This window comes from Serratia sp. TMDUHS_CL, from assembly GCF_037137105.1.
In the GTDB taxonomy this organism is placed as follows: Bacteria; Pseudomonadota; Gammaproteobacteria; order Enterobacterales; family Enterobacteriaceae; genus Serratia; species Serratia nevei.
On the sequence record NZ_JBBBDV010000018.1, the window covers coordinates 78,724 to 101,122 of the forward strand.

Consider the following 22,399-nt stretch of genomic DNA (forward strand, 5'->3'; position numbering starts at 1 on the left):
ACACGCGTCATTCAGGAATGGGCAAGATGAGCGCAACCCTCACTCCTGTCAGGAGAACGCATGACACTGCAAGACAAACTCGATGCCTTCAAAGCGGAGTTCGAATCCGGCCAACTGCCGTTCACACTCACAGAACAAGAGCACGCGCTGATGCGTAAGGCGATCCAAACGCAGATCGCTGCCGGCATCGCCGAACGCGCCCTGAGGGTCGGCGACGCCGCGCCCGACTTTACCCTGTCGGACTGCGAAAACCGGCCATGTTCCTCCGCGGCGCTGTTGGCGAAGGGCCCGCTGGTCGTCAGTTTCTATCGCGGGATTTGGTGCCCCTACTGTACGCTCGATCTGCAGGCCCTGCAGGCCGCATTGCCCGCCATCACGCAGTACGGCGCGCAGCTCGTGGCCGTTTCGCCACAGAGCGCGGTGCATAACCGCCAGGCCATGCGCGATCACGATCTCATCTTTGCGCTGCTCAGCGATGCCGGCAACCGTCTGGCGGCCCAATTCGGCCTGCGTTACCGCCTGCCGGACGCGCTGATCGCCCTGTATCAACAGCGGCTCGGCCTCGATTTGGCGCAGTTCAACCAGGATGATAGCTGGACGCTGCCGCTGCCGGCGCGGTTCGTCATCGCCCGCGATGGCCGTATCGCCTATGCCGAAGCGCACGCCGATTACACCCGGCGGCCTGAGCCGCAGGCGCTGTTGTCGGTGCTGGAGAGATTGGCTTGAAAAGACGGGGCGCAAACGCGCCCCGTTTGAACATGACGTGATTATTTCTGCATGCTGCCGACCATCGCTTCCGGCCGCACCCACTCGTCGAACTGCGCGTCGGTCAGGTAGCCGAGCTTCAGCGCCGCGGCTTTCAGCGTCAGCCCTTCCTTGTGCGCCTTCTTGGCGATTTCCGCCGCCTTGTCGTAGCCGATGTGGGTGTTGAGCGCCGTCACCAGCATCAGCGATTCGTTCAGCAGCTGGGTGATGCGATCTCGGTTCGGTTCGATGCCCACCGCGCAGTGCTCGTTGAAGCCCTGCATGCCGTCGGCCAGCAGCCGAATCGACTGCAGGTAGTTGTGGATCACCATCGGGCGGAACACGTTCAGCTCGAAGTTGCCGGAAGCGCCGCCGATGTTCACCGCCACGTCATTGCCCAGCACCTGGGCGCACAACATGGTCATCGCCTCACACTGGGTCGGGTTAACTTTGCCCGGCATGATGGAGCTGCCCGGTTCGTTCTCCGGGATCGAAATCTCGCCGATGCCGCAGCGCGGGCCGGACGCCAGCCAGCGCACGTCGTTGGCGATCTTCATCAGCGAAGCCGCCAGCCCTTTCAGCGCGCCATGCCCTTGCACCAGCGCGTCGCAGGTCGCCAGCGCTTCGAACTTGTTCGGGGCGGTGACGAACGGCTGATGGGTCAACTCCGCCAGCGCTTTGGCCACGCGCACCGCGTACTCAGGATGGGTGTTCAGGCCGGTGCCAACCGCCGTGCCGCCCAGCGCCAGCTCGGCGATGTGCGGGATACTGTCTTCGATGTGCTTCAGGTTGTGCGCCAGCATCGCCGCCCAGCCGGAGATCTCCTGCCCCAGGGTCAGCGGCGTGGCGTCCTGCAGGTGGGTGCGGCCGATTTTGACGATGTCGCGGTAGGCTTCGGCCTTGTCGCTCAGCGTCTTGTGCAGCACTTTCAGCTCGGGGATCAGGTGCTCGCGCAGCGCAATCACCGCCGCCACGTGCATCGCGGTGGGAAACACGTCGTTGGAGCTCTGGCTTTTATTGACGTCGTCGTTCGGGTGCACCTTGCGCTCTTCACCGCGCACGCCGCCCAGCAGCTCGCTGGCGCGGTTGGCCAACACTTCGTTCATGTTCATGTTGGTCTGGGTACCGGAACCGGTTTGCCAGATGGACAGCGGGAACTGATCGGCATGGCTGTCCGCCAGCACTTCGTCGGCGGCGTTGATGATGGCGGCGCCCCGCTCGGCCGGCAGCAGCCCCAGATCCACGTTCACCTGCGCAGCGGCGCGCTTGGTCAACGCCAGCGCATGGATCAGCGCGGTCGGCATCTTTTCGGAGGAAATGCGGAAATGCGCCAACGAGCGCTGGGTCTGCGCGCCCCACAGCTTGTCGGCCGGTACTTCGATGGGGCCCATAGAGTCTTTTTCGATACGAACGCCTGCCATCATTGTCTCCTTAGCATAATTCCTAAAATTGTAGGGTTAGGCCGACGCGCTACCCCCCGTCGGCACGCACTCCCAGTATAGTGACATAATAACTATTCGCATTAAGAGAGTTATCTCACAGCACGTTTCATCTCTTTTACTCCTTCATGACGCGGTTATTTGCCGCCGGTTAACCCGCGCCAAAATAAACGGCCGGGCATGCCCCGGAGAATAAAAGCGTGGGTCACGATTAACGCGGATGGCGCGAATTAAAATTATTGATGCGCTGGGCCTGTAAATGATTAAGCTCATCGATGCGTTGCTGCTGCAGATGATTGATTTCGTCGTAGGCGTCCTGCCGTTCATTATGGCGATAGGCCCCCGCCGCCGCCGCGCCGGCGGTGAGCGCCAGCGGATGGGCCACGGGCGCGATCGCGGCGGGAAGCACGACCGGCGCGGGTGCAACGACAATCGGCGCCGGCGCGATCACCACAGTGCGCGGCGCGGCGTAAGGATAGGTGACAATCACCGCCGCCTGGGCTGCGCCGGTGCAAAGCCCCAACAGCAACAACAGTTTTTTCATGCAACAGACCTCTGGTTTCGTTAAATCGACTCGTTAGCCCTTACGGTAAAGAGGTCTGGCGCGCCGATTTAAGCTCGGCGTGTGATCGCCCCGCGCAGCGCGAAAATAATAATAAGGGAATGGCTCAGACGGTAAAAAATAAATTCAGCCGACATATTTTGACATGCTGAAAAATAAATAATGAGGCAGGATGCCCGGGCTATCGGCAATAACCCCACTGCCCCAAAGAATAATCGATTAGCGGCTTTTGACGGCCGCCTTGAGGCCCAGTGCGCCATTTGAGGCGCCGATCGTTATCACGTTATACTTTGGCCCGTTGCCGGGCGCGACGTTATCCGGCGTTATTTTGATCGCGCCCATGATTTTTCCCGCCGACGCGGGCGTATGATGGTCGTCGGCATAGATTAAGTTAATCTTATAAAATCAGTGAGTTATTGCTATGCAGTGCGGCAATGACGCAGAAGGACGTTTATCGACATGCAAAAAATGACCAACGCGGTACAGAATTACGCCTGGGGCAGCCACGATGCGCTGACCCGTCTTTACGGCATCGCCAACCCCGATAATCAGCCGATGGCCGAACTGTGGATGGGCGCCCATCCCAAGAGCCCTTCCCGCGTGCCGGGCGCCGATGGCGCACTGCGTTCGCTGCGCGAGCTGATCGATGAAGACCAGCCAAAGCAACTGGGCGCCGACGTCGCCAGCCGCTTTGGCGAGTTGCCGTTCCTGTTTAAAGTGCTGTGCGCCGATCAACCGCTGTCGATCCAGGTCCACCCGAGCAAAGCGGCGGTCGAGATCGGCTTCGCGAAAGAGAACGCCGCCGGCATCCCGCTGAGCGCCGCCGAACGCAATTACAAAGACCCCAATCACAAGCCCGAGCTGGTCTTCGCCCTGACGCCGTTCCTGGCGATGAACGGCTTTCGCGAACTGACCGATATCGTTTCCCTGCTGCAGCCGATCGCCGGCGCGCACCACGACATCGCCACCTTCCTGCAGCAGCCGGACACCGCGCATCTGTCCACCCTGTTCGCCAGCCTGTTGACCATGAGCGGCGAGCAAAAGTCGCTGGCGCTCGGCGTGCTGAAAGCCGCGCTCAACAACCAGCAGGGCGAGCCCTGGGATACCGTGCGCTTTATCGCCGGCTTTTATCCGGACGACAGCGGCCTGTTCTCACCGCTGCTGCTGAACGTGGTGCAGCTCGCGCCGGGCGAAGCGATGTTCCTGTACGCGGAAACACCGCACGCCTACCTGAAAGGGGTGGCGCTGGAGGTGATGGCCAACTCGGATAACGTGCTGCGCGCGGGCCTGACGCCGAAATTCATCGACGTGCCTGAGCTGCTGGCCAACCTGCAGTTCCGCCCACAGCCGGCGTCCGGCCTGCTGACCCAGCCGGAGCAACGCGGCAACGAGCTGTTCTTCCCGATCCCGGTGGAGGATTTCGCCTTCTCGCTGCACGATTTGACCGCCGCACCGCAGGCGCTGGCGCAGCGAAGCGCGGCCATCGTGTTCTGCGTCGCCGGCGAAGCGACGCTGGAAAAATCCGGGCAGCGCCTGACGCTCAAACCGGGCGAATCCTGCTTTATCGGGGCTTTCGAATCCCCGGTCAACGTCAGCGGCAGCGGCCGCATCGCCAGGGTTTATAACCAGCTGACCTAACCGTTGATAAATTTCAGCAAATTGCTTGCTGAAAGCGAGAGCTACCCCCACAATTAAACGCCTGCGGGCGTTGTTTGTCGGCCCCTATTTGCCCCTCCCGCGCAACGGAGGGTGATAAGAAAAAAGGATGAAACAGAGCTATGAAAAAATCGTTAGTCGCTGTCAGCGTCATTGTGGTTCTTGGCGCAGCATGGACCGGGGCATCCTGGTACACCGGGAAACTGATCGAGCAGCACATGGGCGAAGTCGTCGACAACGCCAACGGCCAGCTGAAAGCTTACCTGCCGAAAGCCGGCGTGAAGCTGAGCTATGAAAATTACCAGCGCGGCCTGTTCAGCAGTAAAGTGCGTTATGTGCTGCGTTCCGACGGCACGGATACCAGTGAAAACGCGGCGCTGAAAGCCGGTGAAGAAGTGGCGTTCCTGGAAACCATCGATCACGGCCCGTTCCCCTTCGCCCAGCTGAAAAAATTCAATCTGCTGCCGAGCATGGCGTCGGTGCATACCGAGCTGGAAAATACCCCGGCGGTGAAAGGTCTGTTTGACACCACCAAAGGCAAATCGCTGTTTACCGCCGATTCGCGCATCTCTTACAGCGGGGACACCTCGTCTGCCATCGACATCATCCCGCTGGACTACCAAAAAGATAAGTCTTCGCTGAAATTCAGCGGCGCCACCATTAACGCTGACGTGTCCAGCGATCTGAAAAAATTCGTGCTGGACGCCAATAGCGACAATATCGTGTTCGCCAGCCCGAACGAATTCGGTCAAAACGAGCAGATCACCTTCCAGGGCTTCAACCTGAAAGGCAACAGCAACGAGAGCAAGTTCGGCGTGAAGCTCGGCGATCAGACGATGACGCTGAAGCAGTTCAAACTGACGATCGACGGTAAAGATACCGTGGCGTTGGACGGTTTCAACCTGGTGAGCAAGTTCGGCGAGCAAGGCAGCAGCAACATCGGCGGCCAGATCGACTACACCATGGACGCGCTCAAGGTGCAGGGCAACGACTTCGGCGCCGGCAAGCTGGCGCTGAAAATCGACAACGTCGACGGCAAGGCGCTGAAAGACTTCGCCGACAGCTACAACCGCCAGACCATGGCGCTGCTGCAACAGGGCGAGAACCTGGATCCGGCCGTGTATGAGCAGCAAAACGCCGAACTGCTGCAAAAGAACCTGCCGCTGCTGCTGAAAGGCAACCCGAGCCTCAGCATCGCACCGCTGAGCTGGAAAAACAGCAAGGGCGAGAGCACCTTCACGCTGGATCTGGCGCTGACCGATCCGAGCAAGGCCGCTTCCCCGGCACAATCGCCGGATCAGCTGATCGCGCAGGCGGTTAAAAAGCTGGATATCAACCTGACCATTCCGGAAGCGATGGCTACCGAAGTGACCGCGAAAACCGCGCTGTTGCAGGGTTACAACGAGGAAGACGCGCAGAAACTGGCGCAGCAGCAAGTGCAGGGCCTGGCGGCCATGGGCCAGATGTTCAAGCTGACCACCCAGAAAGACGGCGTGATCGCGAGCACGTTCCACTATGCCGACAATCAGGTTGACCTGAACGGCAACAAAATGTCGCTGCAGGAGTTCATCGGCCAGTTCGGCCTGCTGGGCGCCCCGGCGGAAGACGGCGAACCGGCGCAGGATGCACAACCTGCTCCGGCACCGGCGCAGTAAGCGTTTGAAAGCCTGATCAAGGGCCCCAATGGGGCCCTTTTTATTTACGTCGCGTAAACCGCATCGCGGATCTGCTGCGGATAGCGGCCGCACATGCCCTCAAACGCGGTGTTGGTCAGTATCACTACGCTCAGCTGCGCCTGTGGATCAAAGAACCAGCTGTGGCCGTAAACCCCGCCCCAGGTCAGCGTGCCGGCATGCTGCGGCGTCTGCGCCGCTTCTGCGTCCACCAGCAGCGCCCCGCCAAAACCGAATCCCCAGCCCGGCCCTTGCGTTTGCGCCTGCGCGCCCACGTGCGGGCTGCGCAGCAACGCCACTGTGTCCGGCTGCAAAATACCCTGCCCGCCGCTGCGTAATGCCTCCACCAGCTTCAGCACGTCGTCGGCATCGCCGACCATGCCCGCGCCGCCGGAAGGATAGGCCCCGGCGTTGAGCGCCCGCATCGGTGAAAACAGCACTTCGCCCCCCGCCATCTCCTCCGGCAGCGCCACCCGCAGGCCTTCATGCATGCGCTGCGGCCCTTGCGGGGTGTTGTAATACGGCGTCGCCAGGTTCGCGGCGTCCGTCGCATGGAACGCGGTATTGCCTAGCCCCAGCGGCTGCGCCACCCATTCGACAAACAGCTGCGGCAGCGGCATGCCCGTCACCCGTTCCAGCACCGCACCAAGCACGTCGATCGCCAGCGAATAGTTGAAGCGCTCCCCCGGCGCCGACAGCAACGGCGCCTGCGCCAGCAGCCGCAGGTTTTGCTCCAGCGTCAGCGTCGACAGCTCCACGCCGTCCTGGATCCCCAACTGATGATAAACGCCCGCCGGTGGTTGGTTCAGCCGGTAGTCCAGCCCCGCGGTATGGCTCAGCAAATGACGAATCTTGATCGTCGGGCGCCGGCCGTCGGCGAGCGCCGGAGTAAACCACGGCAGCCACTCGCTGACCGCGTCGTCCAGGCTCAGCTTGCCCTGTTCGATCAGGCGCAGCGCCGCCAGCGTGGTATAGGGTTTGGAGACCGACGACAGCCGGAACTGCGTTTCTCGCCGCATCGGCCGCCGCGCTTCGCGATCGGCATAGCCGGCCGCCCCGGCGTAACAAATCTCGCCCTGCCGCGCCACCAGCACCACGCTACCCACGATGCGCCCTTCGGCCATCGCCTGTTGATCGATCGCCGCGATCCGTTCTGTTAACGCCCGTTGTTCTGCCGACATGATTTTCATCTCGCTAATGGAAAGTAAAATCAGTCTAAAAGGTTCGTCATAAATTAAAATAAGGCATAATTTAATGAATCATTAAGCACAGGTTATTGATAGATGAGTTCACTCCTGCAGCTGCTGCCCTATTTCGAAGCCGTCGCACGCCTGGGCAACTTTACCCGCGCGGCCAGCCAGCTCGGCGTCACGCCGCCGGCGGTGTCGCAAAACATTCAGGCGCTGGAGAATCAGCTGGGAGTGCGGCTATTTCACCGCACCAGCCGCTCGGTGCGCCTCAGCGACGAGGGCCGGTTGTTCTATCAGAAGGTGTCGCCGGCGATGAGCCAGATCGACGTGGCGGCGGACGACGTGCGCGCCCTGGGCGCACAACCGGCGGGCCTGCTGCGCATCACGCTGCCGCAGCTGGCCGCCTCGCTGCTGGTGATGCCGCACCTGGCGGAATTTCAACGGCGCTATCCCGACGTGCAGCTGGAGCTGTTTACCGAAGACCGCTTTTCCGATCTGGTGCTGGGCAGTTTCGATGCCGGCATTCGCATGCACGCCATGCTGCAAAAAGACATGATCGCCGTGCCGATCGACAACGGCCAGCGCCGGGTGCTGGTCGCCTCTCCCGACTATCTGGCGCGTTGCGGCGTTCCGGCCACGCCGGACGATCTGCCTGCTCACCACTGCCTGCGCTACCGTTTCCCCGGCAGCGGCAAACTGGAACCCTGGTATTTTAGCCTGGGCGACGATGAACGCGCGCTGGACGTCAGCGGCAGTTTGATTTTTAACGAAGATCGGCTGATCAAGGATGCCGCGTTGGCGGGCCTGGGTATCGCACAGCGTTTTCAGGGCACGGTGTTGCAGGAGCTGGCGCAGGGGCAACTGGTGGAAGTGCTGCCGGGTTACGCCAGCGAAGCGTCGGGCTTTTTCATCTACTTTCCCGCCGGCAAGCATCTGCCGCTCAAGCTGCGCGCCTTTATCGATTTCATGCGCGAGCGGCGTGAACGGCAGCACCGGTGGTAGGGGCGCCTCGCCGGCGCCCCTGACCGTCAGCGCTTCTCCAGCGCCTGGATGATATGGTAAGCCGCTTCGACGCGATCGTCGTTCGGGAACCACTTGTTGGCCAGCATCACCACGGCGATATTCTTCGCCGGGATAAATACCGCGTAGGTGGAGAAACCGCCGGTGGAGCCGGTTTTGTTATACCAGCCGGCGCGCAATTCCGGCTGCGGCGGCGTGATGGCGGTGGCCGGCGTGCCGTTCATGATCATCCCGGCGTTGTTGCCTTCAATCAAACGCGACAGTTTCACCGGATACGGGTAGTTCTCCCACATCAGATCCTGCGTGAACGCGCCCGCCTTGTAATAACCGACGTGCGTCGCGGCCAGCGCGTCGCGCCACGGCTGCGCTACCTTCACCTGCTGCAGGTTGGCGTCCAGATAGCGAATCAGATCGCGGGCGTTGGACTTGATGCCGTAAGACTCGGCGTCCAGCGGGCCAGGATTGACCCGCACCGGCTTATCGTCCTTGCTGTAACCCTGCGCATAGTTGGCCATCTGCGCCGCCGGCACCTGCACGTAGGTGTGGCTCATGCCCAATGCCGGCAGCATCCCCTGTTCCATCGCCTGGATAAACGGCTGGTCGAGGCTCTTGGCGGCGATCATGCCCAGCATGCCGATGCCGAGGTTGGAATAGACGCGGTAGCTGCCCGCCGGGTGTTTCGGCTGCCAGGCCCGGTAATAGGCCATCAGCTGGGCGTTGTTGGTCACGTCGTCCGGCACAAACAGCGGCAGGCCGGAGGTGTGGGTCGCCAGATTCAGCAGGCTGACGCCGTCGAAGGCGCTGCCGCGCAGCTCGGGCAGATAGTGGCTGGCCGGGTCTTTAAACGACAGTTTGCCCTGCTGCTGCGCATAGACCGCCAGCGTCGCGGTGAAGGTTTTGCTCAGCGAGCCCACTTCAAACAGCGTCTGCTCGGTGATCGGTTTACCGGTCTGCTTCGAGGCGACGCCATACGGGTAAATCTGCTGTTTGCCGTCGACCGACACGGCGATCGCCATGCCCGGCACGCCGTATTTTTTCATCAGCGGCTGAATAACGGCGTCGATATCCTGCTGCTGTGCGGCGTGCGCGGTCGGCAGGATCAGTGCGGCGATCAGCGCGGCCGCCAGGCGGTTCATTTTCGTCATGATAGAAGCTCTTAGGTTGCAGGGCATCGGCCGCGGCCAAAAGTTTTTATTGGCGTTATATACGGCGCTTTCCCTGATTGATGATGTCATTCCTTTACGGCTGCCGTGACACTCTGAGCAGCCGCGCCAAATATCGGATTTTGCCGCCGGGTTGACAAGCGATAATAATTTCAGCCAGCATAAAGAAAAACTTATGGCTATCGACAATGCGCAATCGACTTCCCCTCAACGCCCTGCGGGCGTTCGAATCCTCCGCTCGTCACCTGAACTTCACCCGCGCCGGTCTGGAGCTGCGCGTCACCCAGGCCGCCGTCAGCCAGCAGGTGCGCATGCTGGAAGAACAGCTGGGCATTCAGCTGTTCCGCCGCCTGCCGCGCGGGCTGGATCTGACCGAAGAGGGCCAGGCGCTGCTGCCGGTATTGAGCGACGCCTTCGACCGCATCGAGGCGGTGCTGCAGCAGTTCGAAGGCGGGCATTTCCACGAGGTGCTGACGGTGGCGGTGGTCGGCACCTTCGCCGTCGGCTGGCTGATGCCGCGGCTGGCGGCGTTCCGCACGGCGCACCCGTTTATCGATCTGCGGGTGCTCACCCACAACAACCTGGTCAATCTGTCGGCCGACGGCATGGATTTCGCCATCCGCTTCGGCGAAGGGCTCTGGCCCGCCACCTGCAATATCAAGCTGTTCGACGCGCCGCTGACAGTGCTCTGCCCGCCGGCGGTCGCCGCGCGCCTGCGCACGCCGCAGGATCTGCAGCACGAGCAGCTGATGCGCACCTACCGCAAGGATGAATGGGAGCGCTGGTTCGCGGCGGCACAGGTGACGCCGTGGCGGATCAACGGCCCGGTGTTCGACTCGTCAAGGCTGATGGTGGAAGGCGCTATCCAGTGCGACGGCGTGGCGCTGGCGCCGGTCAGCATGTTCCGCCGCGAACTGGCCGCCGGCGCGCTGCAGCGGCCGTTTGCCGCCGAGGCCGCGCTCGGCGCCTATTGGCTGACCCATTTGAAATCGCGGGATCTGACGCCGGCGATGAAAACCTTTATCGGCTGGATCCGCCGGGAGGCGGAAGAGGAACAGCGGCAGGGCTAGGCGGAACCGCGCCGGATCAGCGTCGGCGGCAGAATGACGTTCTGCGCCGGCAGGTCGGCGTCACCGATGCGCTGCAGCAGGCGCGCGGCGGCGCTGCGCCCCACTTCCCGCGCCGAGCTGGAGACGAAGGTCAGCGGCGGCTCGGTCAGTTCGGCCTCCGGCACGTCACCGAAGCCGATCAGCGCCACCTGCCGCCCGTAGTAGGCGTCTACCCCGTCCGAACCGATGCTGCGGCCGCTGCGCGCCAGGCCAAAATAGGCGCCGAGCGCCACCGACGCCTTGTGGCAGACGATGGCGGTAATGTTCGGGTAATGGCGCAGCAGTTGCTCCGCCGCTTCCGCCGCCTGGCGCTGCCGGCAATCGCACTCGACGATCCATTCGCTGCGAAACGGCAGGCCGTACTGCACCAGGGTGGCGCAAAAGCCGCCCAGCCGCTCGGCGCGCGTCAATGAATCGCTCTGGCCGCCGAGGTAGGCGATTTGGCTGTGGCCGCGCTTGATCAAAAATTCGGTGGCCAGCTTGGCGGCCTGCATGTTGTCCGGCCGCACCACGTCCACGCCATCGAGACCGCTGGAGCGCGCCACGCAGACCAGCGGTACGCCCTGCTCGGCCGCCTTCTCCTTCAGGCCCGCCGCCGCGCGAATGCCGCCCGCCAGCACGATGCCGTCGACGCCCTGCGCCAGCAGCGCGTCAAACGCCCGCTGCTGGCCCTGGCCGTCGCGCCCGCTCTGCGTCAAAAACAGCAGCTTGTCGTGCGCCTCCAGCGCTTCGCTCAGCCCGGCGGTCATTTCGGCATAGAAGGGTTCGCAGATGTCGCGCAGAATAAGGCCAATCACTCCGGACTCCCCGCCGCGCAGCGTCGCCGCCTGGCGATTGCGCACGTAGCCCAGCAGCTCTATCGCCTGATTGACCTTCTCGACGGTGGTCGGCGAAATGCGCCCCTTGCCGCTCAACACCAGGGAAACCGTGGTGACCGACACGCCCGCCTGCTGCGCCACATCGGTGATGGTGATTTTTTTGATGCTCATAGTCTCTGCGAACCCGTTCCTGGGCAACCCGCCGTAATGATCAAGGGTATACCGAATCCGTTAGCTCAGTAAAACGTTTTACTGCCTGCCGCATTGTCGCCAAAAACCGGGCGGCAGATTTGTGATTGGCGGCGCATTTTTGCTAGGTAAAACGTTTTATCTTCTTTTTACCTAATCAGAAGTCCCCTTTTTGCTCGTCTTTTCGCCAGGAGAAGTCGGTTATGTCAGCAGCCAACAAACCAAAAATCACCCTCTGGGAGTTCTTCCAGAGCCTGGGCAAAACCTTCATGTTGCCCGTCGCCTTGCTCTCTTTCTGCGGCATCATGCTGGGGATCGGCAGCTCGCTGAGCAGCCGCGACGTGATCACCCTGATGCCGTTTATCGGCCACCCGATCTTCCAGCTGATCTTTACCTGGATGAGCAAGGTCGGTTCCTTCGCCTTCAGCTTCCTGCCGGTGATGTTCGCCATCGCCATTCCGCTGGGCATGGCGCGTGAGAACAAGGGCGTCGCCGCCTTCTCCGGCTTCGTCGGCTTCGCCGTGCTGAATCTGGGCACCAATTTCTACCTGACCGCCGCCGGCGTGCTGCCCACCAGCGATCCGCTGGTGCTGAAAGCCAACAACATCCAGAACATTCTCGGCATTCAGTCGATCGATACCGGCATCCTCGGCGCGGTGATCGTCGGCATCATCGTCTATCGCCTGCATGAACGTTTCCACACCATCCGCCTGCCGGACGCGCTGGCGTTCTTCGGCGGCACGCGCTTCGTGCCGATCGTCACCACCGTGGTGCTGGGCCTGTGCGGCCTGGTGATCCCGCTGATCTGGCCGTGGTTCGCCGCCGGCATCACCGGGCTGGGCTGGGTGATCAACAGCGCCGGCGCCTTTGGCCCGATGCTGTTCGGCACCGGCGAACGTTTGCTGCTGCCGTTCGGCCTGCAGCACATTCTGGTGGCGCTGATCCGCTTTACCGAGGCGGGCGGTACGATGGAAGTGTGCGGCCACAGCGTCAGCGGCGCCCTGACCATCTTCCAGGCGCAGCTCTCCTGCCCAACCACCACCGGCTTCGCCGAGAGCGCCACTCGCTTCCTGTCGCAGGGTAAAATGCCGGCGTTCCTCGGCGGGCTGCCGGGCGCGGCGCTGGCGATGTATCACTGCGCCAAACCTGAGAACCGCCATAAAATCAAAGGGCTGTTGATTTCCGGCGTGGTGGCCTGCGTGGTCGGCGGCACCACCGAGCCGATCGAGTTCCTGTTCCTGTTCGTCGCGCCGTTCCTCTACCTGATCCACGCGCTGCTCACCGGGTTGGGCTTTACCGTGATGGCGCTGCTGGGCGTGACCATCGGCAATACCGACGGCAATATCATCGACTTCGTGGTGTTCGGCATTCTGCACGGCACCGCCACCAAGTGGTATCTGGTGCCGGTGGTGGCCGCCGTCTGGTTTGTCGGCTATTACGCCATTTTCCGCTTCGCCATCCAGCGCTTTAACATCAAAACGCCGGGCCGCGAAAGCGACAGCGCCGTCAGCCAGAGCGCGCCGGCCGGCACGGTGGGCAAATCCGGCTACAACGTGCCGGCGATTTTGGCGGCGCTCGGCGGCCCGGACAACATCATCACGCTGGACAACTGCATCACCCGCCTGCGCCTGTCGGTCAACGACATGAGCCGGGTGGACGACGCGGCGCTGAAGGCCAACCGCGCCATCGGCGTAGTGCATCTCAACGAGCATAATCTGCAGGTGGTGATCGGCCCACAGGTGCAATCGGTGAAGGATGAATTAGACTCACTGATAGCCACGGCGCAACCTGCCGCGGCGCTGCAGGGAGCCACCCATGTTTGATTTCGCCACCCCGATCGACCGCCACGGCACCTGGTGCACCCAGTGGGACTATATCGCCGATCGCTTCGGCAGCGCCGATCTGCTGCCGTTCACCATCTCCGATATGGATTTCGCCACCGCGCCGTGCATTCTCGAGGCGTTGCAGCAGCGCCTGCAGCACGGCGTGCTGGGCTACAGCCGCTGGCAGCACGAGGATTTTCTCGGCGCGCTGCGCCACTGGTATCAGCAACGTTTCAACGCCGCCATCGACACCGCAACGGCGGTGTACGGCCCTTCCGTTATCTACATGGCGGCGCAGCTGATCCGCCAATGGTCCGTACCGGGCGACTACGTGGTGACCCATACTCCGGCCTACGACGCCTTCTACAAGGTGATCCTCGCCAACCAGCGCCAGCTGTTGGCCTGCCCGCTGCAAAAAGCCGGCGACGACTGGCGCTGCGACATGGCGCACCTTGAGGCCTTGCTGGCGCGGCCGCAGACCAAGATCCTGCTGCTGTGCAGCCCGCATAACCCCACCGGCAAAGTGTGGCGCCGCGACGAGCTGCAGCAGATGGCCGAACTGTGCGAGCGCCACGACGTGCGCGTCATCAGCGATGAGATCCACATGGACATGGTCTGGGGGGAACACCGCCATACGCCGTGGAGCCAGGTGGCGACCGGCGGCTGGGCCCTGCTGACCTCCGGCTCCAAGAGTTTCAATATCCCGGCGCTGACCGGCGCCTACGGCTTCATCAGCGACGACGCCAGCCGCGAAGCCTACTTCCAGCAGCTCAAAGCCCGCGACGGCCTCTCCTCGCCGGCGGTGCTGGCGGTGGCGGCGCACGTGGCCGCCTATCGCCACGGCGAACCCTGGCTGGACGCCCTGCGCGACTACCTGCAGGATAATCTGACCTACGTCGCCGAGCGGCTGGAGCAGGCGTTTCCCGCGCTGGGCTGGCGCCCGCCGCAGGCCACCTACCTGGCCTGGATCGATCTGCGGCCGCTGGCCGTTGACGATCGGGCGCTGCAGCAGGTGCTGATCGAGCGTGAAAAGGTGGCGATCATGCCGGGCTTTACCTACGGCGAGGAAGGCCGCGGGTTCCTGCGCCTCAACGTCGGCTGCCCGCGCAGCAAGCTGGAGGCCGGCATGGACAAGCTGATCGCCGGATTGCGACTGGTGCTGGGCACCGAGTAGCCACTAAACCATGCACAATAATGCGGCGCCAGTCGCATTATTTGTGATTCAAGTCACTTTTTTATGCAACAAGATAGCAAGTTTCATTCATTTGTTTTTATACTGTTCTGCACTTTACCTACGATAAATTAGCGAGTGCCCAGCATGATCGATCCCCGCCTACCGCTTACCGATATTCACCGCCATCTCGACGGCAACATCCGCGCGCAGACCATTCTCGACCTCGGTCGTCAGTTCAACCTCGCCCTGCCGGCCAACGATTTGGAGAGCCTGCGCCCGCACGTGCAGATCACCCACGCCGAACCGGATCTGGTCAGCTTCCTGCAGAAACTGGACTGGGGTGTGGCGGTGCTGGGCGATCTGGACGCCTGCCGCCGCGTGGCTTACGAAAACGTCGAAGACGCGGCCAACGCCGGCCTGCACTACGCCGAGCTGCGTTTTTCCCCTTACTACATGGCGATGAAGCATCAGCTGCCGGTCGCCGGCGTGGTGGAAGCGGTGATCGACGGGATCCGTTCGGGCTGCCGCGATCGCGACATCGACATTCGCCTGATCGGCATCATGAGCCGCACCTTTGGCGAGGCCGCCTGTCTGCAGGAATTGGAAGGGTTACTGGCGCACCGCGACGGCATTACCGCGCTGGATTTGGCGGGCGATGAGCTGGGCTTCCCCGGCAGCCTGTTCCTCAGCCACTTCAACCGCGCGCGCGACGCCGGCCTGCGCATCACCGTGCACGCGGGCGAAGCCGCCGGCCCGGAAAGCATCTGGCAGGCGATCCGCGAGCTGGGCGCCGAGCGTATCGGCCACGGGGTAAAAGCGGTCGAAGATCCGGCGCTGATGGATTTCCTGGCGGAACACGGCATCGGCATCGAGTCCTGCCTGACCTCCAACATCCAGACCAGCACCGTGCCGTCACTGGCGCAGCATCCGCTGGCCACCTTCCTGCGCCACGGCGTGCTGGCATCGATCAACACCGACGATCCGGCGGTTCAGGGTATCGAGATCGAGCACGAATACCGCGTCGCCGCGCCGCAGGCTGGGCTGACGCCGGAGGAAATCCGCACCGCGCAGGAAAATGGCCTGAAGCTGGCTTTCCTCAGCGAGCAGGAAAAACAGGCGCTGCGCGCCAAAGTTCAGGGCTAAATCCCCCAAGGCGCCAAACGGCGCCTTCTTCTCATCCCCCGTTTTCTTCCGCCTGCTCGTCTTTATCGCTGTTTTCACCCCATGACTCTGCTGCAAGAGAGGAATGCCGTATGTCTGACAAACTGCGCCGCATCGTGCTGACCGGCGGCCCGGATTCGGGCCAACGCACGCTCATCCGATACGGTGTTCATCGCCCCGCCGTGGCGAGCGATTTATGCGCAGGACAGCGAGAGCAAACAATCTTTCGCCGAAGCCGAACAGACCTATCGCCGTTATGGCTATCGGCTGCAAGAGCTGCCGCGCGCTTCACCCGACGAGCGCGCCGAGTTTCTGCTCGACGCGCTGGGCTGCGGTTAGCGGCCTATTTGGCCACCAGCGTCTCCGCCTCGGCCCGCTGTTTGGCGGTTTTACGCGCATAGCGCTGCGCCAGCACCGCGCACACCATCAGCTGCACCTGGTGGAAGATCATCAGCGGCAGCACCATGGCGCCCACCGCCGCGGCCGGGAACAGCACGTTGGCCATCGGTATGCCGTTCGCCAGGCTCTTTTTCGAGCCGCAGAAGACGATGGTGATCTCATCGGCGGTGTTGAAGCCCAGCCAGCGTGCCGCATAGGTGTTGATCACCAGCACCACCGTCAGCAACACCAGCGACATCACCAGGATAGTCAGCAGCGACCAGCCGTCGATGCGATGCCAAATCCCTTCCACCACCGCCGCGCTGAACGCGGTATATACCACCAGCAGGATCGACGAACGGTCGGTCAGGTTGATCAGTTTGCGATGGCGGTCGATCCACTTGCCGATCAGCGGCCGCGCCAGGTGACCGACCACAAATGGCACCATCAATTGCAGAATGATCGAACCGATGGCGTGCAATACGTCGGTATTGCCGCCCTGGGTATGCATCAACGCCCCCACCAGCAGCGGCGACAGGAACACGCCGAGAATGCTTGACGCCGAGGCGCTGCAGATCGCCGCCGCCACGTTGCCGCCCGCCGCAGAGGTAAAGGCGATGGCCGATTGCACCGTGGCCGGCAGCGCGCACAGATAGAGGAAGCCGAGATAGACCGTCGGCGTCATGATGCCCGGCACCAGCAGGTTCATCGCCAGCCCGAGCAGCGGGAACAGCGCAAAGGTGCTGAGGAACACCAGCAGATGCAGCTTCCAGTGGCTCATGCCGGCGACGATCGCCTCGCGCGACAGCTTGGCGCCGTGCATAAAGAACAGCAGCGCGATGGCGGCGGTGGTCAAGTGCTCAAAGAAGGTTTTCCAGATGCCTTCACAGGGGAATAGCGAGGCGACGATCACCACCAAAATCAGGACCAGCAAAAATTTATCAATGCGCAAACGCTGCAACCAGGACATGAAACGGATTTCCTTGCACGTAAAGTCGTAAAAAGGCCCGACGTGGCGCCGGGCACAGAGAAATAAACGGGATCAGACCACCGGCAGCGCCTGCTGCAGCCGGGCCGATTCCAACCCCAGTTCGATCAATGCCATCACCGCAATGGCGTCGGCGGCCGGCACCGGGTTTTCGCCTGTGCCGGCGATCGCGTCGCGCACCGCGGCGTAATAGGCCGGGTAATTGCCGGGAATGTTGAGCAGCGGTTGCTCCGCCAGCAGATCGCCACGTGACAGCGTCACTACGCCGTCGCGCATGTCATAGCCCCAGTCGGCCTGAGGCAGGCGCTCGCCGGCCTTCAGCCGGTCTTCCTGCGGGTCCAGGCCGTATTTGATATAGCTGCCGCGGGTGCCGTGCACCACGTAGCGCGGGCTCTCCGCCGCCGCCAGCATGCTGGCGTGCAGCACCACGCGGCGATTGCCATAGCTCAGCAGCGCGTGGAAATAGTCCACCGCCTGCGCGCCCGGCCGCAGCTCCCCCAAATCGACGAACAGCCGGTCGGGCTTGCCGAATAACTGCAACGCCTGATCGAGCAGATGCGGCCCTAAATCGTACCAGATTCCGCTGCCGACGCCGCCTTGTTCGCGCCAGCGCTGGCGCACCTGCGGCCGGTAGCGATCGAAATGCGACTCGAAATAGACCACCTCGCCCAGCGCACCCTCATTCAGCAGCGCTTTCAGGGTAAGGAAGTCGCTGTCCCAGCGGCGGTTGTGAAATACCGACAGCAGCAAACCGCTCTGCTGCGCCTGCTGTTGCAGCGCCTGCGCTTGTGACAATGTCACGGTAAACGGTTTATCCACCACCACATGCTTGCCCGCGGCCAGCGCCTGCTGCGCCAGCGGGAAATGGGTATCGTTGGGGGTAGGAATCACGATCAGATCGAGGGCCGGATCGGCGAACAGCGCCTGCGCATCGCCCACCACCGCCATCGACGGCCAGTCGGCGTGCACTTTGCCGGCATCGCTGCTGGCGACGGCGGCCAGCTCGAGCCCCGGCGTACCGGCGATCAGCGGCGCATGAAAGGTTTTGCCGGCGTAGCCGTAACCGACCAGCCCGACACGAATTTTTTCAGCCATGGGATTTCCTCTTGCAGGCTCACGACAGACCTTTCGATTTGACACTATGCGGCCGGATGGAACAAGAAGTAAATGAGATGTTAATTTGAAGCAGGCTCAATACGGCGTCGAGTAGCCAAACGTGCTGCCACGCGCCGCGATGCCGAGCTATCCGGTTGATAGAGATGACGAAGCCGGTATTACCCGCTAAGCTATGCCGCCTGTGATCCCCGTTTCAATCAGGAAGCCTTTATGTCTCAAGCTGAATACTCTCGTATCGGCGGTTGGTTGCTGGCCCCGATGGCCTATCTGATCGTCACCCTGCTCAGCGCCAGCCTGATGCTGCTCCTGTACGCCATGGCGATCTTTATGCCCGAGTCGCGCGACTACCTGCTGACCAACGCCCAGGCGTTTACCCTGCAATGGTACTTTTCGGTGCTGACCACGCTCTTGATGTGGTGCTTCACCCTGTGGCTGCTGTGGCTGTTTTGCCAGCGCTCGCAGCGCTTCCCCAAGCTGTTCTTGCTGTGGCTGCTGATCACGGTGATCCTGGCGGTGAAAGCCTTCGCCTTCGCGCCGGTGCCGGATGAAGTGGCGGTGCGCAGCCTCGGCTGGCCGCTGCTGATGGCGGCGTTGCTGGTGCCTTACATCAAGCGCTCGCAGCGGGTCAAAGGGACCTTTACCGAACGTTAAAGGCGCTTGCAGCACGTTTTATTGGGTGATTTGTGTAAATTTTCACCAAAAAAGGCAATACCCCTGCGATTCATATGTTGTCGTCCGGCCGCCGATTCCCGATAATAGGCGGCTTTTATTTTTTTAGGCATCGCAATGACCGAATACCTGCTCCTGTTTGTCGGCACCGTACTGGTGAACAACTTCGTTCTGGTGAAGTTTCTTGGCCTGTGCCCGTTCCTCGGCGTTTCCAAGAAGCTGGAAAGCGCCATCGGCATGGGAATGGCCACCACCTTCGTTATGACGCTGGCCTCCGTCAGCGCCTGGGTGATCAACACCTTTATTCTGGTTCCGCTGGATCTGGTGTACCTGCGCACGCTCTCCTTCATTCTGGTGATCGCCGTCGTCGTGCAGTTCACCGAGATGGTGGTGCGCAAAACCAGCCCGGCGCTCTACCGCCTGCTGGGCATCTTCCTGCCGCTGATCACCACCAATTGCGCGGTGCTGGGTGTGGCGTTGCTTAACGTTAACCTCGGCTACAACTTCCTGCAGTCCGCCGTTTACGGCTTCAGCGCCGCCGCCGGTTTCTCGCTGGTCATGGTGCTATTCGCCGCCATTCGCGAACGCCTGGCGGTCGCCGATGTGCCGGCGCCGTTCCGCGGCTCCTCGATCGCGCTGATCACCGCCGGGCTGATGTCGCTGGCCTTTATGGGCTTTACCGGGCTGGTGAAATTCTAATGACTGCGTTGTGGATAGCTATCGCGGCTTTAAGCGCGCTCGGCCTGCTGTTCGGACTGGTGCTGGGCTACGCCGCGCGCCGTTTTGAGGTGGAAGAGGATCCGGTCGCCGAGCAGGTCGACGCGATCCTGCCGCAGAGCCAGTGCGGCCAGTGCGGCTACCCCGGTTGCCGCCCCTACGCCGAGGCGGTGGCCAACGGCGAGATGATCAACAAATGCGCGCCGGGCGGCGAACAGGTGATGCTGAAACTGGCGGAGCTGCTCAACGTCGAGCCGCAGCCGCTGGGCAGCGAAGCCGCAGCCGAGCCGGAGCGTAAAGTGGCCTATATCGACGAGGCCAACTGTATCGGCTGCACCAAGTGCATTCAGGCCTGCCCGGTGGACGCCATCGTCGGCGCCACCCGCGCCATGCACACCGTCATCACCGACCTCTGCACCGGCTGCGATCTGTGCGTCGCCCCTTGCCCTACCGACTGTATTGAAATGAGACCGGTCGCCACCACCACCGCCAACTGGAAGTGGGACATGAAGACGATCCCGGTGCAAGTGATCCACGTGGAGCAACATGCTTAATCTGTTCGCCGCCTTTAAAAAAGACCGGATCTGGGATTTCGACGGCGGGATCCATCCACCGGAAATGAAAACGCAGTCCAGCGGTGCGCCGCTGCGTGTCGCTCCCCTGCCCAAGACCTTTATCATTCCGCTGCAGCAGCATCTGGGGCCGGAAGGCGAGCTGTGCGTCAACGCCGGCGATCGGGTGTTGAAAGGCCAGCCGCTGACCGTCGGCCGTGGCCGCACCGTGCCGGTACACGCCCCAACCTCGGGCACCGTCAGCGCCATCACGCCGCACATCACCGCTCACCCTTCCGGGCTGACGGAACTGTGCGTGATTATCGAGGCGGACGGGGAAGACCGCTGGTGCGAGCGCGATCCGGTGGCGGACTATCGCCAGGCGCCGGCCGCAGAGCTGATTCAACGTATTCATCAGGCCGGCATCGCCGGTCTGGGCGGCGCCGGTTTCCCGACCGCCAGCAAACTGCAGGGCGGCATGAGCGGCGTGGAAACGCTGATCCTCAACGCCGCCGAGTGCGAGCCTTACATTACCGCCGACGACCGCCTGATGCAGGAACATGCCGACCAGATCATCGAAGGCACGCAGATCCTGCAACACATTCTGCAGCCCAAGGTCACGCTGATCGGCATCGAAGACAATAAACCGGAGGCGATCGCGGCGCTGAAGCAGGCGCTGCGCGGCCAGTCCGGCATTGGGCTGCGCGTTATCCCCACCAAATACCCGTCCGGCGGCGCCAAGCAGCTGACCAAGATCCTGACCGGCAAGGAAGTGCCGCACGGCAAGCACTCCTCCGCCATCGGCGTGCTGATGCAGAACGTCGGCACCGCCTTCGCCATCAAACGAGCGATCGTCGACGGCGAACCACTGATTGAGCGCGTGGTGACCCTGACCGGCGAGGCTATCGAGCGCCCAGGCAACCTGTGGGCGCGCATCGGCACGCCGGTGCAGCACCTGCTCGACTTCGCCGGTTTCCGCCCGCAGGCGCAGCAGATGGTAGTCATGGGCGGCCCGCTGATGGGCTTCACCCTGCCCGCGCTGAATGTACCGATCGTCAAGATCAGCAACTGCATTCTGGCGCCGACGGTCGATGAAATGACGCCGCAGGAGCCGGAGCAGTCCTGCATCCGCTGCGGCCTGTGCGTAGACGCTTGCCCTGCCGGGCTGCTGCCGCAGCAGCTGTACTGGTTCAGCCGCGGACAAGAGCACGACAAGGCGCGCAACCATAACCTGTTCGACTGCATCGAATGCGGCGCCTGCGCGTTCGTCTGCCCCAGCAACATCCCGCTGGTGCAGTACTACCGTCAGGAAAAGGCCGAGATCAAGGCTATCGATCTGGAGGCGGCGCGCACCGCCGAGGCCAAGGCGCGTTACGAAGCCAAACTGGCCCGTCTGGAACGCGAGAAGCTGGCGCGCGAAGAGCGGCACAAAAAAGCCGCCGTCAAACTGACCGACGACGATCAGGGCGCGGTGCAGGCCGCGTTGGCGCGCGTGCGCAGCAAAAATGCCGAAGCGGCGGTCACGCCGGTCGACGGCCAGCAGCCGGATAACAGCGAGATGATCGCCGCCCGCGAAGCGCGTAAAGCGCAGGCGCGCGAACGCCGAGCCCAGTTGGCTGCCGAAGCAGAGCAAGCCTCACCGGCCGTTTCCGGCGACGACGCGCGCAAAGCCGCCGTGGCCGCAGCGCTGGCCCGTGTGAAAGCACGCAAAGAAGCGCCGGCCGCAGATGGCACTGCTCCTGCCGTAACAGAGGACGATCCGCGTAAGGCGGCGGTCGCTGCCGCCCTGGCGCGCGTCAAAGCCAAAAAAGCAGAGCAGCAGGCGGACGCTCCTGCTCCAGCGGAAACGACGCCAGCAACCGCCGAGGAAGACCCGCGCAAGGCCGCGGTCGCTGCCGCTCTGGCGCGTGTAAAGGCCAAGAAAGCGGCACAGCAGGCGGACGTTCCTGCTCCAGCGGAAACGACGCCGGCAACCGCCGAGGAAGACCCGCGCAAGGCGGCGGTGGCAGCGGCTATCGCGCGCGCCAAAGCCAAGAAAGCGGCGCAGCAGGCGGACGCCCCTGCATCGGCGGAAACGGCGCCAGCAACCGCCGAGGAAGATCCGCGCAAGGCGGCGGTGGCAGCGGCTATCGCGCGCGCTAAAGCCAAGAAAGCGGCGCAGCAGGCGGACGCCCCTGCACCGGCGGAAACGACGCCGACAACCACTGAGGAAGACCCGCGTAAAGCGGCGGTGGCGGCGGCTATCGCCCGCGCCAAAGC

21 protein-coding genes are annotated in these 22,399 nt (G+C 62.7%); 13 read left to right on the forward strand and 8 right to left on the reverse strand.

Annotated features, from left to right (window positions below; translation table 11 throughout):
• Positions 1–60: 60 nt before the first annotated feature.
• A complete protein-coding gene (locus tag WCL58_RS23905; protein ID WP_336851689.1) occupies positions 61–726 on the forward strand; it encodes a peroxiredoxin-like family protein in 666 nt (221 codons plus the stop codon).
• A 41-nt stretch (positions 727–767) separates the two neighbouring features.
• Here the strand turns inward: WCL58_RS23905 and fumC are convergent, their stop codons facing one another.
• The 3 genes from fumC to WCL58_RS23920 form a co-directional block, all read right to left on the reverse strand.
• Positions 768–2,165 carry a class II fumarate hydratase gene (gene fumC, locus WCL58_RS23910; RefSeq protein WP_060419115.1) on the reverse strand — a complete coding sequence of 466 codons (1,398 nt, stop codon included), beginning with the start codon at positions 2,163–2,165 and terminating at the stop codon, positions 768–770.
• A 229-nt stretch (positions 2,166–2,394) separates the two neighbouring features.
• Positions 2,395–2,727: a hypothetical protein gene (locus tag WCL58_RS23915; RefSeq protein WP_180548556.1), complete on the reverse strand. Its 333-nt coding sequence runs from the start codon at positions 2,725–2,727 to the stop codon at positions 2,395–2,397.
• A 237-nt stretch (positions 2,728–2,964) separates the two neighbouring features.
• On the reverse strand, positions 2,965–3,087 hold the full coding sequence (locus tag WCL58_RS23920; RefSeq protein ID WP_255359321.1) for a hypothetical protein: 123 nt from the start codon (positions 3,085–3,087) through the stop codon (positions 2,965–2,967).
• 117 nt (positions 3,088–3,204) lie between these two features.
• Between WCL58_RS23920 and manA the strand changes: the two genes are divergently transcribed.
• Positions 3,205–4,383 carry a mannose-6-phosphate isomerase gene (manA, locus tag WCL58_RS23925; protein ID WP_336851690.1) on the forward strand — a complete coding sequence of 393 codons (1,179 nt, stop codon included), beginning with the start codon at positions 3,205–3,207 and terminating at the stop codon, positions 4,381–4,383.
• A 140-nt stretch (positions 4,384–4,523) separates the two neighbouring features.
• The gene (locus tag WCL58_RS23930; RefSeq protein WP_060419122.1) at positions 4,524–6,056 is read left to right on the forward strand and encodes a YdgA family protein; all 1,533 of its coding nucleotides are present in this window, start codon (positions 4,524–4,526) and stop codon (positions 6,054–6,056) included.
• A 44-nt stretch (positions 6,057–6,100) separates the two neighbouring features.
• Here the strand turns inward: WCL58_RS23930 and WCL58_RS23935 are convergent, their stop codons facing one another.
• The gene (locus tag WCL58_RS23935; protein ID WP_336851691.1) at positions 6,101–7,255 is read right to left on the reverse strand and encodes a serine hydrolase domain-containing protein; all 1,155 of its coding nucleotides are present in this window, start codon (positions 7,253–7,255) and stop codon (positions 6,101–6,103) included.
• Between the two features lie 102 nt (positions 7,256–7,357).
• Between WCL58_RS23935 and WCL58_RS23940 the strand changes: the two genes are divergently transcribed.
• Positions 7,358–8,266, forward strand: a complete 909-nt coding sequence (locus tag WCL58_RS23940) for a LysR family transcriptional regulator (RefSeq protein ID WP_100396350.1) — start codon at positions 7,358–7,360, stop codon at positions 8,264–8,266.
• A 26-nt stretch (positions 8,267–8,292) separates the two neighbouring features.
• Here the strand turns inward: WCL58_RS23940 and blaSRT are convergent, their stop codons facing one another.
• Positions 8,293–9,429: an SRT/SST family class C beta-lactamase gene (gene blaSRT / locus WCL58_RS23945; protein WP_060440035.1), complete on the reverse strand. Its 1,137-nt coding sequence runs from the start codon at positions 9,427–9,429 to the stop codon at positions 8,293–8,295.
• A gap of 206 nt (positions 9,430–9,635) precedes the next feature.
• Here blaSRT and WCL58_RS23950 point away from each other — a divergent pair, with 206 nt between their 5' ends.
• Positions 9,636–10,517 (forward strand): LysR family transcriptional regulator, encoded by an 882-nt coding sequence (locus WCL58_RS23950; protein ID WP_049196838.1) that lies wholly within the window; start codon positions 9,636–9,638, stop codon positions 10,515–10,517.
• Here WCL58_RS23950 and WCL58_RS23955 read toward each other — a convergent pair.
• Positions 10,514–11,545 (reverse strand): Mal regulon transcriptional regulator MalI, encoded by a 1,032-nt coding sequence (locus tag WCL58_RS23955; RefSeq protein ID WP_336851692.1) that lies wholly within the window; start codon positions 11,543–11,545, stop codon positions 10,514–10,516. The genes WCL58_RS23950 and WCL58_RS23955 overlap by 4 nt on opposite strands.
• A gap of 221 nt (positions 11,546–11,766) precedes the next feature.
• Between WCL58_RS23955 and malX the strand changes: the two genes are divergently transcribed.
• The 4 genes from malX (at position 11,767) to WCL58_RS23975 (ending at position 16,060) form a co-directional block, all read left to right on the forward strand.
• Positions 11,767–13,386, forward strand: a complete 1,620-nt coding sequence (malX, locus tag WCL58_RS23960) for a maltose/glucose-specific PTS transporter subunit IIBC (protein ID WP_141959104.1) — start codon at positions 11,767–11,769, stop codon at positions 13,384–13,386.
• Positions 13,379–14,560 (forward strand): MalY/PatB family protein, encoded by a 1,182-nt coding sequence (locus tag WCL58_RS23965; protein ID WP_141959102.1) that lies wholly within the window; start codon positions 13,379–13,381, stop codon positions 14,558–14,560. Before malX ends, WCL58_RS23965 begins: the two co-directional genes overlap by 8 nt.
• Before the next feature lie 144 nt (positions 14,561–14,704).
• On the forward strand, positions 14,705–15,703 hold the full coding sequence (gene add, locus WCL58_RS23970; protein WP_016927887.1) for an adenosine deaminase: 999 nt from the start codon (positions 14,705–14,707) through the stop codon (positions 15,701–15,703).
• Positions 15,704–15,886: 183 nt separating this feature from the next.
• The gene (locus WCL58_RS23975; RefSeq protein ID WP_260439710.1) at positions 15,887–16,060 is read left to right on the forward strand and encodes a hypothetical protein; all 174 of its coding nucleotides are present in this window, start codon (positions 15,887–15,889) and stop codon (positions 16,058–16,060) included.
• Between the two features lie 4 nt (positions 16,061–16,064).
• Here the strand turns inward: WCL58_RS23975 and WCL58_RS23980 are convergent, their stop codons facing one another.
• Together WCL58_RS23980 and WCL58_RS23985 are read right to left on the reverse strand one after the other, a co-directional pair.
• Positions 16,065–17,069, reverse strand: coding sequence for a bile acid:sodium symporter family protein (locus WCL58_RS23980; RefSeq protein WP_336851693.1), 1,005 nt, complete (start codon positions 17,067–17,069; stop codon positions 16,065–16,067).
• A gap of 72 nt (positions 17,070–17,141) precedes the next feature.
• Positions 17,142–18,182 (reverse strand): oxidoreductase, encoded by a 1,041-nt coding sequence (locus WCL58_RS23985; protein WP_336851694.1) that lies wholly within the window; start codon positions 18,180–18,182, stop codon positions 17,142–17,144.
• Positions 18,183–18,413: 231 nt separating this feature from the next.
• On the opposite strand from WCL58_RS23985, the gene WCL58_RS23990 reads away from it, so the two are divergent.
• The 4 genes from WCL58_RS23990 to rsxC all read left to right on the forward strand — a co-directional run.
• Entirely contained in the window at positions 18,414–18,854 is a 441-nt protein-coding gene (locus WCL58_RS23990; protein WP_047567683.1) for a DUF2569 domain-containing protein, read from the forward strand.
• Between the two features lie 135 nt (positions 18,855–18,989).
• On the forward strand, positions 18,990–19,571 hold the full coding sequence (gene rsxA, locus WCL58_RS23995) for an electron transport complex subunit RsxA (protein WP_004938443.1): 582 nt from the start codon (positions 18,990–18,992) through the stop codon (positions 19,569–19,571).
• A complete protein-coding gene (gene rsxB / locus WCL58_RS24000) occupies positions 19,571–20,143 on the forward strand; it encodes an electron transport complex subunit RsxB (protein ID WP_004938428.1) in 573 nt (190 codons plus the stop codon). Before rsxA ends, rsxB begins: the two co-directional genes overlap by 1 nt.
• Positions 20,136–22,399: electron transport complex subunit RsxC (rsxC, locus tag WCL58_RS24005; protein ID WP_336851695.1), on the forward strand; the 2,264-nt coding region annotated here is incomplete at its 3' end. The genes rsxB and rsxC, both read left to right, overlap by 8 nt.

Bases quoted from the DNA above. Each gene is read 5' to 3' on its own strand.
- WCL58_RS23920 (WP_255359321.1), bottom strand. From the start codon at position 3,087: ATGGGCGCGATCAAAATAACGCCGGATAACGTCGCGCCCGGCAACGGG.
- WCL58_RS23955 (WP_336851692.1), bottom strand. From the start codon at position 11,545: ATGAGCATCAAAAAAATCACCATCACCGATGTGGCGCAGCAGGCGGGC.
- rsxB (WP_004938428.1), top strand. From the start codon at position 19,571: ATGACTGCGTTGTGGATAGCTATCGCGGCTTTAAGCGCGCTCGGCCTG.
- WCL58_RS23990 (WP_047567683.1), top strand. From the start codon at position 18,414: ATGTCTCAAGCTGAATACTCTCGTATCGGCGGTTGGTTGCTGGCCCCG.
- fumC (WP_060419115.1), bottom strand. From the start codon at position 2,165: ATGGCAGGCGTTCGTATCGAAAAAGACTCTATGGGCCCCATCGAAGTA.
- blaSRT (WP_060440035.1), bottom strand. From the start codon at position 9,429: ATGACGAAAATGAACCGCCTGGCGGCCGCGCTGATCGCCGCACTGATC.
- WCL58_RS23980 (WP_336851693.1), bottom strand. From the start codon at position 17,069: ATGTCCTGGTTGCAGCGTTTGCGCATTGATAAATTTTTGCTGGTCCTG.
- WCL58_RS23950 (WP_049196838.1), top strand. From the start codon at position 9,636: ATGCGCAATCGACTTCCCCTCAACGCCCTGCGGGCGTTCGAATCCTCC.
- WCL58_RS23930 (WP_060419122.1), top strand. From the start codon at position 4,524: ATGAAAAAATCGTTAGTCGCTGTCAGCGTCATTGTGGTTCTTGGCGCA.
- WCL58_RS23985 (WP_336851694.1), bottom strand. From the start codon at position 18,182: ATGGCTGAAAAAATTCGTGTCGGGCTGGTCGGTTACGGCTACGCCGGC.
- WCL58_RS23935 (WP_336851691.1), bottom strand. From the start codon at position 7,255: ATGTCGGCAGAACAACGGGCGTTAACAGAACGGATCGCGGCGATCGAT.
- WCL58_RS23965 (WP_141959102.1), top strand. From the start codon at position 13,379: ATGTTTGATTTCGCCACCCCGATCGACCGCCACGGCACCTGGTGCACC.
- WCL58_RS23905 (WP_336851689.1), top strand. From the start codon at position 61: ATGACACTGCAAGACAAACTCGATGCCTTCAAAGCGGAGTTCGAATCC.
- WCL58_RS23940 (WP_100396350.1), top strand. From the start codon at position 7,358: ATGAGTTCACTCCTGCAGCTGCTGCCCTATTTCGAAGCCGTCGCACGC.
- malX (WP_141959104.1), top strand. From the start codon at position 11,767: ATGTCAGCAGCCAACAAACCAAAAATCACCCTCTGGGAGTTCTTCCAG.
- WCL58_RS23915 (WP_180548556.1), bottom strand. From the start codon at position 2,727: ATGAAAAAACTGTTGTTGCTGTTGGGGCTTTGCACCGGCGCAGCCCAG.
- add (WP_016927887.1), top strand. From the start codon at position 14,705: ATGATCGATCCCCGCCTACCGCTTACCGATATTCACCGCCATCTCGAC.
- manA (WP_336851690.1), top strand. From the start codon at position 3,205: ATGCAAAAAATGACCAACGCGGTACAGAATTACGCCTGGGGCAGCCAC.
- rsxA (WP_004938443.1), top strand. From the start codon at position 18,990: ATGACCGAATACCTGCTCCTGTTTGTCGGCACCGTACTGGTGAACAAC.